Below are 13906 nucleotides of genomic sequence, written 5' to 3'. Positions count from 1 at the left end.
ACCTTATATTCGTCATTGCTTATATAAGTTATTTATTATATGCTTATATCATTAAATGAAGCCGACAAGACTAATCACAGGGGGTGTACATATGGAACAAAGAATTCAGGAGATGGCTGAGGCGTATAAGTTATTAGCTGATAAAACACGTTTGACCATCATTGCATTACTTCAGGAACAGGAACTTTGTGTATGTGATATCACAGACATTATTGGCATGTCACAACCAAACGCCAGTCAGCATCTTCGAAAACTAAAGGCAGCCGGTCTACTTAATGAAAAGAAAAAAGGGCAGTGGGTGTACTACTCTCTTAATCCAGATGCAGAAGCATATGTTCAGTGTGTGTATCCGTATCTGCCATCCATGAAAGATAAAATAGCAGGATTGAAAAACTGCTGCGGTCCTCAGGAGGAAGCATGACCATTATTGCGATTTTAATCTTTTTGCTGACACTGACTTTTGTCATTTGGCAACCTAAGGGACTTAATATTGGATGGTCAGCGTCAGCTGGAGCTGTCCTTGCTCTTCTTTTTGGAGTTGTGAGTCTATCCGATGTAGGTACAGTCACAGGAATCGTATGGAACGCCACGCTTGCTTTCGTAGCAATTATCTTAATTTCGCTGATTTTAGATGAAATCGGATTTTTTGAATGGGCTGCACTACACATGGCAAGGCTCGCAAGAGGTAATGGTAAGCTGATGTTCGTTTATGTTGTGCTGCTTGGAGCAGGAGTAGCAGCTTTCTTTGCAAATGACGGTGCCGCACTGATTTTAACGCCCATTGTGCTTGCTATGGTCCGAGCGCTCAAATTTGATCCAAAGATGATTTTACCTTTTATCATCGCAAGTGGCTTTATTGCAGATACAACTTCACTTCCGCTTGTCGTGAGTAACCTCGTCAATATCGTTTCTGCCGATTACTTTGGTATTGGCTTTGTGGAGTATGCAAGTCGTATGATCGTTCCGAATTTCTTTTCAATATTGGCAAGTCTTCTTGTCCTGTTCTTGTTCTTTAGAAAGAGTATTCCAGGGAACTACGAAGTCAGTCAGCTCAAAAAGCCAGCCGAAGCGATCAAGGATAAAAAACTGTTCAACATATCTTGGGTGATCTTAGTCGTACTACTGATTGCATACTTGATGAGCGAGTTCATTCAAGTTCCGGTGTCTGTTATCGCTGTGGTTATAGCCATTTTGTTTATCTTAGCTGCAAGGCGGAGTCACGCTATTCAAACATGGAAGCTCATTAAAGGGGCTCCATGGGCAGTCGTGATTTTCTCCATTGGTATGTACGTCGTCGTTTACGGGCTACGAAATGTGGGATTGACGGATGAACTGGGGAAGGTCATTCAAGCTATTGCCGACCAGGGGCTCTACATCTCCACACTTGGCATGGGCTTTCTAGCTGCAGTATTGTCTTCGGTTATGAACAATATGCCGACGGTGATGATTGATGCGCTTGCTATTGATGGAACGAGTACGCAAGGTGTCATCCGAGAATCGCTGATTTATGCCAATATTATCGGCAGTGACTTGGGTCCAAAAATTACACCGATTGGATCGCTCGCCACACTTTTGTGGCTACATGTACTATCTCGCAAAGATGTAAAAATCACGTGGGGAAGTTATTTCAAAATTGGAATTGTGCTCACCATCCCAACGCTCTTTATCACGTTAACAGGACTGTATTTGTGGCTACACTTGATTTATTCAACAAACATAAATGTTTGGTTAATGATTGCCTTAATCACAGTAGCATTGGTTGTTATCGCTATGATCATAAAAACGTTAATTAACTCAAAAATGGGCGAAGCGAAAGTACAAGTAAGCCAAGCCAAAGATAAAGGAGATCAATAATCATGAACAACAAACCACTTGTTTACTTTTTGTGTACAGGAAACTCTTGCAGAAGCCAAATTGCCGATGGATTTTTAAAAGCACTTGGTAGTGACAAATATGAGGTGAAAAGTGCTGGATTAGAGGCGCATGGCTTAAATCCTCGTGCTGTTCAATCGATGAAAGAAGCTGGAATCGATATCTCGAGTCATACATCCGAAGTGATTGATCCTGAAATTTTAAAACAAGCAGACTACATCATCACGCTTTGTGGTCACGCAAACGATAATTGTCCAGTTGTACGTAATGACAAAGCTGAAAGATGGCACTGGGGCTTCGATGATCCAGCCAAGGCGACAGGTACAGAGGAAGAAATCACAGCTACATTCGCTGAGGTCCGCGATTCAATTAAAGCTCGAATCGAGCAGTTCTTGAAAGAAGGTAAGTAACATGGATCATGCCGAAAAGAAATACCATGCACTTATTGCTAATAAAGTTTTTATGGGCGGAGCTGCGGACGTAGAGGCAATGGTTCTTAACGAAGGTATAGAAGTCGTGGTGGATCTTAGGGAAGAAGCAACAGAGTGCGCGTATCCAACAGATCAGGTGAAGTGGATAAAGGTTCCGCTTGATGACGATACGAAAGAATATGAAGCCAAACTTTTTAAACAAGCCATTCATGAGGTTGTTGGAGCATATAATGCCGGTAAGAAGGTCGCCTTTCATTGTGGTGGAGGCAAGGGCAGAACGGGGACTGTTGCAGCTGGCACTCTGTTAGAGCTAGGGTTAGCCAATACAATAGAGGATGCTGAACTGAAGGCAAAAGGCATTAGAAGTATCATTAATATTAAGCCAATTCAAAAGGAATTATTAAATAAACTATTCTGAAACAAGGCTTTTAATCGTTAAGCTAACGGGAAAAGGTAGCACAATAAAATTAGAAAAGCAGCTGATCACGTGTCGAGGGACAAGAACATGTTCCCATTGAAGTCGCTATTTTAGCGGCTTTTTTATTTTATCGGTACAAGTTCTTGTCCCAAGCTAAGGACAAGAACTTGTACCGATTGCCGAAATGGACAAGAACATAGTCCGATTACCGATTAGATGTATATCTAAACAATGCACTCATGGACTTAAAACCTTTTTTAGCACCATAATACATGAAAATGTTCACATTGTTATGGACAACTGACAAATTAAGAGGGGTAAATAACACGTGGTTAGGTATTAAAATCGAACTGAAACTAGCTGCTGAGGACAAGAACTTGTACCGATTAACGTATTGGACAAGAACATGTTCCTATTGCCGATTAGGCGTGTATCTAATCGTCATCCAGACCTTCAATTCATTAAACTAACGGGTAGGTTAGTTTAATACGGAGCTGAAATAAATTCTTTGAATATGAAGTGTTAAAGTGTCTGGTATAATATGGATAGATTAATCTCATAAAATTACATACATTCGTTATCGACGGGACGTACCAAACAGATCGGGATTGTGAATTCTGCAACAGGAGAAATGGTTCATTCCATGCTTACATTCATGAATCAATTTATGGATACAGCCATGGATTACGGCTATCAGACTATTATCTACACATCCCGCAGGGGATAAAGAAATCGAATTGCAGGCTTTTGAAGATTTGCGCAGCAAAAGGGTGGATGGTATTGTCATCATGGCCTGTGTCAACGATCCGAGAATGCTCAAAGATTATTGCCAGTATGGACCCATTGTATCCTGGCAACGCATGGGCAATGACGAGATTACTTCGGTTGCACTGGATCAAGCCAATGGTTATCGATTGGCGCTCGAACATCTCGTATCCAGAGGGTACACGCAAATCGCTAACATGTTCGGAAGGGTGGAGAGCCATAATGTTCAGAGCAGACGCATTGCCTATGAAACATTTATGGAAAGCCGCGGATTGCTCGTGTACAAAGATTGGTATCAATATTCTGTATATTCGGCATCGGATGGAAAGCAGGCGATCATCGGTTTTGATGACAATGAGCTGTCTAGAATGCTCGGCATTACAACGATTCGCAACCCGGTGGAAAGCCGCTACTATTAGCGGCTTCTTTGATTTTGATAGGCATCTTAAAGGGGGAGGTTATCTATAACTTTAGAAGCACACTCTGAAATCTACCATAAAACTTATTATATAAAAAAAAGGTGGAATAGTTGGTTTTAAGGACAAGAACTTGTACCGATTTCCGATTAGATATACATCTAATATTATTACGTGCACTTAAGACTTCATTAAGTACCTAAATACATGAAAATTTTCAAATTTGTTTAAGAGCAACTGACAAGATGAAGGTAAAACATAAGTGCTCAGTATTAGAAGATCGAACATTGGTACGAGAACTTGGAGGTTAGGACAAAAACTTGTTTCGCTTACCGAAATAGACAACAACATGTTCCCCTTTCCGATTAGATAAGTGTCTAAGTTTGAGATGAGTCTCTTTATGAGTGATTGAATCGACTAAGGGCTTCAAGGCTAGAAGGTATTTGATAAAAACCAAATACTTCAAAGACCTAAGAACTTCCTGTACAGAGTCTTTGTCATCAGTTAAATTTACCTAGCAAACGTGTGATAAGTTTTTTCTTTAAAACGCTCTTAGTTTCTTATGTCCGAAAGGGCATGTACTAAAGTACTATTATTCCTGGTGAAAAGAGGTATACTGGATACCGAGGTGAATCTAATGTGGTTTAAAAGAAGACCAAATACCGCTTCAGATGTAAAAGAACATATCGATCCTTTATCCGCTTCACGGATCCCTGTGTTAATATGGCTCTGCCTTGTTACCACTGCAACTCTTATATTACAGAACATGTCAGCACCTACCATTATTTCAAGTGTTTTTTTTGTCATAGTGATGCTCGCCCATAGTTACTTTTACTGGATAACAGGTTCAGTCGTTGCTTATTCTAGGCCGTTATATATTATAATCCAAGCAATTTTAATATACGGTAGTGCTATTCTTATGCCGGATGGCATGCCGGCGATTCTGATTGGTCTTATACCTGTATTGATCGGGCAAACCGTTGCGATCTATTTCGAAACAGCAAAAGTGGTTTTCGTAGCATTTGTGCTCTATGTCATGTTTTGTTCTCTAACTTTATTTAATCGAACTGGCCCTGAGGCGGCATTGCTTGTTTTATTACTTTTACTCATGATGGTTGTAGTCATATCTTACGCGTCATTGTTTTACAAACAAGTAAATGCACGTGTCAGGACCCAAAATTTCTTGCGGGAATTAGAGCTGGCTCACCAAAAAGTAGAGGAACTTACACTCACTAGTGAGAGACAGCGGATGGCAAGGGACTTACATGACACATTGGCCCAAGGTCTTGCCGGAATTATTATGCAGTTGGAGGCTGCTAGTATTCATCAGGAAAAGGGGAATCAGCTCAAAGCACAGGAAATTATACGTAATGCCATGGCACAGGCTAGACAATCACTGGCGGATGCACGACGAGCAATTGATGACTTACGCACAAAATCTACCCCTTCCATCACGCTGAGCGAAGCGTTTCAAGAACAACTGGAACGTTTCCGACAGGCGACTGGCATTACAATTGAATTTCAGGGAGAGCTCTCTTCACAGTTGTCCAAGGTGCAGATGGAGCATATTTTGCATATTTTGAGCGAAACCCTTATGAATATCGCCCGTCACGCACAAGCGAACCTTGTCAAGATAACTACCAGCCATAGCAATAATCAGTTTAATCTGGACATCGTTGATAACGGCCAGGGATTTAACACGGATCACATCGGAAAATTACATGGCCACTACGGCTTGATTGGTATACAAGAGCGCGCTAGACTCATTGGTGGGAGTATTGAGATTGAAAGTAATCCACAGGGAACAGCTGTATACTTAAGCGTTCCATTATAATTGGTAGGAGAAGAGGGATAGCCGCATGAAGCACAAAGTTTTGATTGTTGACGACCATTGGGTTGTTCGAGAAGGTCTGAAGCTTATTCTTGAAACAGATGATAATTATAGCATTGTAGGAGAAGCGAGCGAAGGTGTTGAAGCATTAAAGCTCATGGAAAGTTTAGAACCTGATGTCATCCTGATGGACCTTAACATGCCGGGGGGGCTTGGGGGACTGGATACAATGAAACGAATGCATGAGCAAGGCCTGCTTATTCCCGTTATCATTCTTACTACATATAACGAGGACGAACTCATGATTGAAGGTTTATCCCTGGGTGCCAAAGGATATCTTTTAAAAGATACCAGCCGTGAAAATCTGTTCCGCACATTGGACTCTGCACTTCGTGGAGAGACTTTGCTTCAGCCAGACATTACAGCTAGAGTATTTGCTCATCAGACCCGATCGTTAGCCAAAAAAACGGGGCCTACCTTGCTTAGCGATAAAGAAACGATTGTTCTGCAAGCCATCGCAAGAGGGATGCGTAGCAAGGAGATTGCTTTTGATATGGGCATTGCCGAACGTACGGTGAAAGCTCATCTTACGAATATTTACAACAAACTTGGCGTAGATTCACGGTCTGAAGCGGTTGCTGTCGCTGTCGAAAAGGGACTTCTGCATCTCTAAGTAAAATTAATGACTCGCATTGTCTTGATTTAGCTAACGTACATGCCCAATCATGCCCGATCGTACATTTGGGGAATGCCCTTATGTACGATTTTTTTTCGTCTATTTTTCAATACAATACAGACATAGGGTGGTGATGACACACTTCCTAATTGCAGAAAGTTTTGAAAGGGGCATGACATTTATTATGGCAAAATGGTTATATCGTCTCGGAGCTTGGTCTTCGAGAAAAAGAAAAACAGTAATTACGGCAACACTCACACTTCTCATTGTAATGGCATCTCTCGGTCTAGGCATGGGGACTTCGTTTACAGGTGAGATGACCATACCCGGAACAAAATCCGACCAGGCTGCCGAGGTACTAAACTCAGAATTCCCCGCGTCGGATGGTGGTGGTCAGATTCGTCTAATTTTCAAAGCGAATCAGGGATTGCTCACATCAGAGGGGAATCAATGGAAAATAAAAAAGGCATTGAAAGATGTTAAAACGGATCTGTCCGTCGTCTCCGTTTCCAATCCATACGAAACCATGACACTAAGTCCAGACAAAAAAATCGGATATGCTGATATTACGTACAAACAAGCCGCAAGTGAAGTAGGAGAACATTCAAAAGAACATGTATTAAACATAGCTGAAACATTAACGAAGAATGGAGTGCAGACAGAACTCGGAGGCAGTGTGGCTTTCTCTGAAATTGAAGTAGGCGGCATCTCTGAAGTCATTGGAATTCTGATTGCGTTTATGATTCTGGCTTTTACCTTCACGTCATTTCTTGCAGCCGGATTACCTATTCTGACAGCCGTGATCGGTTTGGGAATTGGCTTGATGACCGTAATCGTTGGATCAAACTTTGTATCCATGTCTTCATTTTCAATCACGCTCGCTGTAATGCTTGCTTTAGCCGTAGGTATTGACTACGCTTTGTTCATTATATCCCGCTACCGTCAACAGCTGGCTGAAGGTTATGACCGTGAGACGGCCATTGCGCAAGCCAATGCTACTGCCGGAGGGTCAGTTGTTTTTGCAGGCCTGACCGTTATTATTGCCCTTGTGGGGCTCTCCGTTGTTCAAATTCCGTTTATAACCATGATGGGCTTGGCCGCAGCAATCAGTGTATTTGTCGCTGTGCTTATTGCCATCATCTTTGTTCCTGCTCTTCTGGCTGTTGCTGGAAATCGGATCAGTCCGGCACGGGAAAATCGCTGGCTGCGCAAATGGTCGGGCCAAAAGAAAGATAAGAACAAAGATAATGCCTGGGGAGGAATGATCACGCGAAAACCGTGGTTAATTTCGATTCTATCCATAGTCATTCTTACCGTATGTACATTGCCATTCCTGCACATGGAACTAGGCTTGCCAGACAGTGGGCTTAAATCAACCGAAACCACGGAACGAAGAGGTTATGATTTATTAGCAGAGGGTTTTGGAGCCGGCTTTAATGGTCCACTTGTCGTTGTAGCCAAAACCAGTGAAGGCAAGGATAGCCAGACCAAGATTGCAGAGGCAACGGCTTACATTAAAGATATTCCCGGTGTTGCAAGTATATCGCCTGCGATCCCTAGTCCTTCAGGACAAGCAGCAATCATTACCGTATTGCCTGAGACTGGACCACATGATATTCGCACGACTGAACTAGTACAAGCTATTCGGGATCAATCGGAGAACGTGCCAAAAAAAGACAAAGTAGAGATTATGGTAACCGGTGGAACGGCAGTCAATATTGATATATCTGAAAAATTACAGGAGGCACTGCCTAAGTTTGCATTGCTTATCGTTGGACTCGCCTTCGTTCTGCTAATGCTCGTATTCCGTTCTATCCTGGTTCCTATTAAAGCCGTTGCCGGCTTCTTGTTCACGTTAGGTTCAACACTCGGTTTTATCGTATGGGTTATACAGGATGGGTACCTCGGTAGCTTGTTCGGCATCCCAGAACCTGGTCCCGTATTGAGTTTCTTACCTATACTTGTAACAGGAATTTTGTTTGGACTGGCAATGGATTACGAAGTATTTCTGGTCAGCAGAATGCGTGAGGATTATACCCACACGGGCGACGCCCACCGTTCAGTAAGAAGTGGATTAACTCACAGCGGGCCTGTGGTTACAGCCGCCGGACTTATTATGATTGCTGTGTTTGCCAGCTTTATTTTTGCCGAGGATACAATCATCAAATCGATGGGGCTCGCCCTTGCATTTGGCATCCTGGTAGATGCCTTTATCGTACGAATGACACTTGTACCAGCTGTCATGACAATACTCGGCAAACACGCTTGGTATTTGCCTAAATGGTTGGATCGACTTCTACCTAATATCGATATTGAAGGTGAATCCATTATGCAAGAGAATATGAATAAGAACAGAGTAACACCAAATACCAAAGTTCAGACGGAATCAAACATTTAAATAAAAAAGATATCTTTAAGCTTTGAGTGCTGAAAGAAACGTCGTTTTTAGAATGTTAAATTGTTGATTCAAGTCTACCCGGGTATTGAATGCATCCGTATCATGCAGCATGGACATTTTTTTGGAGAAATTACCGAATACATTCATCATTGTAATCAATGTTTCTACTGTATTCATGTCAGTGCGCACAGAACCATCCTGTTCGCCTAAATAGGCAAGATCCGTAAACAGGTGGATCAGTTGGTCATATGCATCCTGATAAATCTGTAAGTTCTCCAAGGGTGCTTTAGACAATGCAACATAACATTCAAAAGCTTCTATAAGTTTGGAATTCTGTTGATGATGGGCCTGATGATAGAAAACCAAGGCGTCAAAAATGCGCTCCATTTTTTCATAACACGTACCTTCGTCATTCAATACGTCTTGAAGTATCTCAATTTCTGAATGCACGATGTTAGCTGCAACTTCCACAATAAGGTGTTCTTTCTTTGGGAAGTAACGGAAAATGGTCGCAACGCCCAGTATCGCTTCATTTGCAATTTCCTGCATCGTCGTTTGCTCAAAACCCTGGCGTGCAAATACAGCAGTAGCCGCTTTAATAATTTCGATCCGGCGTTTCTGCCGCAAGCTGGTACGCTCCTGTTCTAACCTTTGTTTGGGCTGAATGAGAATAACCTCCTTAAGTTCAATTAAATTATGCTATCAACTTAGATGTGGTTTGTCAACGAAAGAGGAGTATGCATAATACAAAGAAGAACCTTCCACCCATAATCATCGATGGGATGGAAGGTTTTTTTCATATTATAAATTAACAGATGATCTTGTTGTAAAATTAACGGTTCCGATATTCTTGAGGTGTACAGCCATATTGTTTTTTGAAAATTTTTATAAAATGTGGGGGTGCCATAAACCCAAGCTTTTTGCTCACATCAGCAACTTTCAGGTCGGTTTGGGTCAGAAGATGAACAGCTCTTTGCATGCGAAGCCGAAACAGATAATCGCCAATCGTTTCTCCTGTCGCTGTTTTGTAGACTTTAGACAAGTAGACCGGATGCAGTCCAACATGATCTGCAATAATTTGCAACGAGATCCCGTCTGAAAGATGATTCTGAATGTAAGCATGCACGCTTGAAACAATGTCATCGTGAGTATGCCTGATCTGATTTATCGCTCTGCTTCGATGAAATTGAATTATTTTCTCAGCCCAGGCATATACGCGGTGACTCGAAATTTGACTTTTCTTTCGAATCATCAAATCGAACTCTTCATTGAGGAGCTCATCTAACGTAAAATGTTGTGAGCGGAATACAATGGCAAAGGTAGATGACAGGTACAGCAAACATGTATAAAGAACTTCATGAGACAGGTCCGATCCTTCTCCATCCACTGAAAGCACACGTTTGATTTTGGCGATCGCTTCTTCCCAGTTTCCAGCTTCCAGCAATTGCGGCAGAAGAGGAGGCTCCAAAAGTTGAAGATAACCTTGATCCATCACGGGGTTCGGCAGCTGATCGTCGACGGTAATAAAATAGCTTTTATGCTCACCGACATTTTGTTGAATAACCGCCACGCACCGATTAAAACCTTCGCTTAATCCTTCAGGAAAAAGTCGCTCTTGTCCCAAACAGATGGAGATTGCCCCTTTTAGAAATTTCTGCACATGATTTTGCAGCTTAACCGCAAAAGAATCGACAGAGTTTAGTGTTTTACGATCCTCATGATGAATGAGGAACACCAGATACCCCTGATCGGTAATACAATGCCATAATCCAAATGGAGTGAAAACTTCATCTGCAATATTGGTAATCGCATATTCAAGGAGGGAAAGAGATTGAAGATCATATCCTGAAAATTCCTCTTCCATTCGAATCACCATCATTCGATAGTTGTCTTCCATACGGATAGGAAGATCAAGAATCTTCAGGCGCTCCTCCAAAATGTGCTGACTCATAGGTTTGTTTTGAAGTAAATCATTAAGAAACTGATTTTGCAAAACGGGAAGATTAGCATGTAACATGTGCTGAATCTGCTGCATTGAACTTATATTTTCCCATTCTTGCTCGATATTCTTAATGGCCTCTTCAACAGCCTTGACAAGTGCCTGAGTATCCACAGGTTTAAGCATATAATTCATCGCCTGATAGCGAATAGCTTGCTGGGCATATTCAAATTCATCGTGTCCTGACAAAATAATACTCCGAATGCGAGGAACGGATAAACGAATCAGGCGAATTAATTCAAGACCATCCATTTCAGGCATACGTATATCCGTAATCATCACATCAATCGCAAACCGGGACGTGATATCCAGGGCTTCTTCGGCGGAATAGGCACGATGCACTTCTTCAATGCCGCTATCTTCCCAAGGAATCGTGAGAGCAAGACTATCCACCACAGATTTCTCGTCGTCTACAATTAAAAGGGCATACATAAGTGCAACAACTTCCTTCCTGATGATTAGTCTTCTTATTGTAGGCAATCATCCTAGGCATTACAATCCGGATTTCGATATAAACCTGTAAATATTAAGAAATCGTTATCAGTCTTTGGATGTAGTTATCCATAGATATATAGAAGGATACAAAAATTAAAATAAACCTTGCGAAATGCGTTATGCAATCTTAAGAAAGCGTTATATGCCTTCTTCTCTCTCAACCTTAGAATAAAATAGATACCTTTGAATGATACATAGCGAAAAGGAGTGTCAATGGATGAAACGAGATATTAAACAGCTCATAGATCAAATGACCATCGAGGAGAAAGCCAGTCTGTGTTCCGGCAGCACTTTCTGGACAACTACAGGAATCGAAAGATTGGGTATTCCATCGATTATGCTAGCCGACGGACCACATGGACTACGAAAACAAGATGGAGAATCGGATCATCTGGGGCTGAACGAAAGTGTACCTGCGACTTGTTTTCCTACAGCCAGCGGGCTGGCTAGCTCCTGGAATCGCGACCTGATAGAACAGGTAGGAAGCACCATAGGTAAAGAAGCCCAAACCGAGAATGTAGCTGTTTTACTGGGGCCAGGTGCGAATATCAAGCGCTCCCCGCTGTGCGGACGAAACTTTGAGTATTTTTCCGAAGATCCGTATCTTACGGGTGAACTGGCTTCATCTCACATTCGCGGTGTACAAAGCCAGGGAGTCGGCACTTCGCTGAAGCATTTTGCCGTGAACAATCAGGAGGATCGTCGAATGTCTGTTAATGCCGTAGTGGATGAAAGGACATTACGCGAAATTTACTTAACCGGCTTTGAAAAAGCGGTCAAACAAGCCCAACCATGGACGCTTATGTCTGCCTACAACAAAGTGAATGGGACCTATGCATCGGAGAATCCTTACCTCCTGAATGATATATTGCGAGATGAATGGGGTCATAACGGATTTGTCATGTCGGACTGGGGTGCAGTCAGTGAGATTGTTCCTAGCGTAGCGGCAGGCATGGAACTTGAAATGCCACCTTCCAATGGTGAAGCCCAACGTAAAATTATTCAAGCGGTTGAAGAAGGCACACTCGACATCTCGTTACTTGATCAAGCGGTCGAACGCTTGCTTACGGTTATTTTTAAATGTGCAGATCATATGCAGCAAGATGCCACGTACAATGCTGAAGAGCATCATGCATTTGCAAGACAGGTGGCCCAAGAGACCATGGTATTGCTAAAAAACGAGAATGGAATCCTACCCTTGCAGAAAACGGGTCATATCGCTGTGATTGGAGAACTAGCCCAATCGGCCCGTTACCAGGGCGGGGGAAGTTCACACATTAATCCAACGAAAGTGGACATCCCTTATGAAGAATTGCTTCGTTCTGCCGGGGATCAAGCGCAACTCACCTATGCGCAGGGATATGAACTAAGCTCGGATGAAACCAATGCTCCATTATTACAAGTTGCTCTGGAAACGGCAGCGGCAGCTGATGTAGCCATCTTGTTTGTAGGGTTGCCTGACCGTTATGAATCTGAGGGATATGACCGCAAACATCTTAATCTTCCCAATAATCATCAGGAGCTCATTACCGCTATAGCTGCCGTTCAACCCAATGTAATTGTCGTGTTGAGCAATGGTGCCCCTGTCGTAATGCCTTGGCTCCACAACGCCAAAGCCGTTCTTGAAGCTTATCTGGGGGGGCAGGCTACTGGAGGCGCAATCGCTGATATTTTATTTGGTGATGCCAATCCGAGCGGCAAGCTGGCAGAGACGTTCCCGCGTTCAACAAAGCATAGTCCATCCGCATTGTTTTTCCCTGGTGATGGAAACCAGGTTGAATACAGAGAGGGGATATTCGTAGGTTATCGGTACTATGAAGCTAAAGATATAGAACCGCTGTTTCCTTTTGGTCATGGACTAAGCTACACACAATTTGAATACTCCAACCTGATTGTTGATAAAAGGGAGATCAACGATACAGATTGCATCAACGTCTCGGTAAACATCAAGAATACTGGTTTCGTGCAGGGTAAGGAGATTATTCAATTATATGTTCATGACACAGCATCCCGTGTTACACGTCCAGACAAAGAGCTGAAGGGCTTCACTAAGATAGACTTAAAACCTGGTGAAGAGAAACAAGTCACCCTAACTCTCAATAAACGTTCATTTGCATATTACGATGTAGAGCGATCCGATTGGCATGTGGACAGCGGCGAATTCGAGATATTGGTAGGTGCATCATCTCAAGATATCAGGCTTGCAACAACAGTTGTCGTACATTCTACATCCCGTGAGATTATACCAACATACCATCGCGATACCACCTTCGGGGAGTTGCTTGCAAATCCCAAAACGACGGCGATTCTTTCTCAAATGCAACCTCAAGCGGATCAGGATCAAGGTGAGGTTCAATCCAGTGCAGTATCGGCTGAAATGGTTCAAGCCTCCATGCAATATTTGCCACTGCGGAATCTGATACCTTTCACAGGGATGACAGAGGAAGCCTTATCACAATTACTTGCAGCCTTGAATCAGGCAGTACAAAGTGACACATAGAATCTGATCTTTCTTTTCAGCTTGATTTCAGATAAAAGTCGCCATGAAGGCGACTTTTATCCTTTGTATAGCCTTTCCCTTAACTCGTACATGCATAAAGGCATA

The 13906-nt window shown here is 42.6% G+C and carries 11 protein-coding genes; 9 read left to right on the top strand and 2 right to left on the bottom strand.

Annotation, left to right across the window (positions count from 1 at the left end; translation table 11 throughout):
• The first annotated feature begins 91 nt into the window (after positions 1–91).
• The 8 genes from J2T16_RS02600 (at position 92) to J2T16_RS02565 (ending at position 8807) form a co-directional block, all read left to right on the top strand.
• Positions 92–421, top strand: coding sequence for an ArsR/SmtB family transcription factor (locus J2T16_RS02600; RefSeq protein ID WP_154985670.1), 330 nt, complete (start codon positions 92–94; stop codon positions 419–421).
• Positions 418–1854 carry an arsenic transporter gene (locus J2T16_RS02595; RefSeq protein ID WP_499017709.1) on the top strand — a complete coding sequence of 479 codons (1437 nt, stop codon included), beginning with the start codon at positions 418–420 and terminating at the stop codon, positions 1852–1854. Before J2T16_RS02600 ends, J2T16_RS02595 begins: the two co-directional genes overlap by 4 nt.
• Before the next feature lie 2 nt (positions 1855–1856).
• Positions 1857–2282, top strand: a complete 426-nt coding sequence (arsC, locus tag J2T16_RS02590; RefSeq protein WP_186812424.1) for an arsenate reductase (thioredoxin) — start codon at positions 1857–1859, stop codon at positions 2280–2282.
• A 1-nt stretch (position 2283) separates the two neighbouring features.
• A complete protein-coding gene (locus J2T16_RS02585; RefSeq protein ID WP_154985673.1) occupies positions 2284–2721 on the top strand; it encodes a dual specificity protein phosphatase family protein in 438 nt (145 codons plus the stop codon).
• A 755-nt stretch (positions 2722–3476) separates the two neighbouring features.
• A complete protein-coding gene (locus tag J2T16_RS02580; protein ID WP_499017708.1) occupies positions 3477–3905 on the top strand; it encodes a type 1 periplasmic-binding domain-containing protein in 429 nt (142 codons plus the stop codon).
• A 634-nt stretch (positions 3906–4539) separates the two neighbouring features.
• Complete coding sequence (locus J2T16_RS02575) at positions 4540–5736, top strand: sensor histidine kinase (RefSeq protein ID WP_445645199.1); 1197 nt, start codon at positions 4540–4542, stop codon at positions 5734–5736.
• A 25-nt stretch (positions 5737–5761) separates the two neighbouring features.
• Complete coding sequence (locus tag J2T16_RS02570) at positions 5762–6406, top strand: response regulator (RefSeq protein WP_427051275.1); 645 nt, start codon at positions 5762–5764, stop codon at positions 6404–6406.
• 187 nt (positions 6407–6593) lie between these two features.
• Positions 6594–8807: an MMPL family transporter gene (locus tag J2T16_RS02565; protein WP_445645198.1), complete on the top strand. Its 2214-nt coding sequence runs from the start codon at positions 6594–6596 to the stop codon at positions 8805–8807.
• Between the two features lie 15 nt (positions 8808–8822).
• Here the strand turns inward: J2T16_RS02565 and J2T16_RS02560 are convergent, their stop codons facing one another.
• Both J2T16_RS02560 and J2T16_RS02555 read right to left on the bottom strand, forming a co-directional pair.
• Positions 8823–9434 (bottom strand): TetR/AcrR family transcriptional regulator, encoded by a 612-nt coding sequence (locus J2T16_RS02560; protein WP_445645197.1) that lies wholly within the window; start codon positions 9432–9434, stop codon positions 8823–8825.
• 205 nt (positions 9435–9639) lie between these two features.
• Positions 9640–11238, bottom strand: coding sequence for a response regulator (locus J2T16_RS02555; RefSeq protein ID WP_445645196.1), 1599 nt, complete (start codon positions 11236–11238; stop codon positions 9640–9642).
• Between the two features lie 280 nt (positions 11239–11518).
• On the opposite strand from J2T16_RS02555, the gene J2T16_RS02550 reads away from it, so the two are divergent.
• Positions 11519–13801 carry a beta-glucosidase family protein gene (locus J2T16_RS02550; RefSeq protein ID WP_445645195.1) on the top strand — a complete coding sequence of 761 codons (2283 nt, stop codon included), beginning with the start codon at positions 11519–11521 and terminating at the stop codon, positions 13799–13801.
• The last annotated feature ends 105 nt before the right edge of the window (positions 13802–13906 follow it).

The sequence above is a fragment of the Paenibacillus intestini genome, assembly GCF_030803945.1.
In the GTDB taxonomy this organism is placed as follows: domain Bacteria; phylum Bacillota; class Bacilli; order Paenibacillales; family Paenibacillaceae; genus Paenibacillus; species Paenibacillus polysaccharolyticus.
The sequence above is the reverse complement of the archived record's forward strand: the minus strand, read 5'-3'. Positions and strand labels throughout refer to the sequence as shown.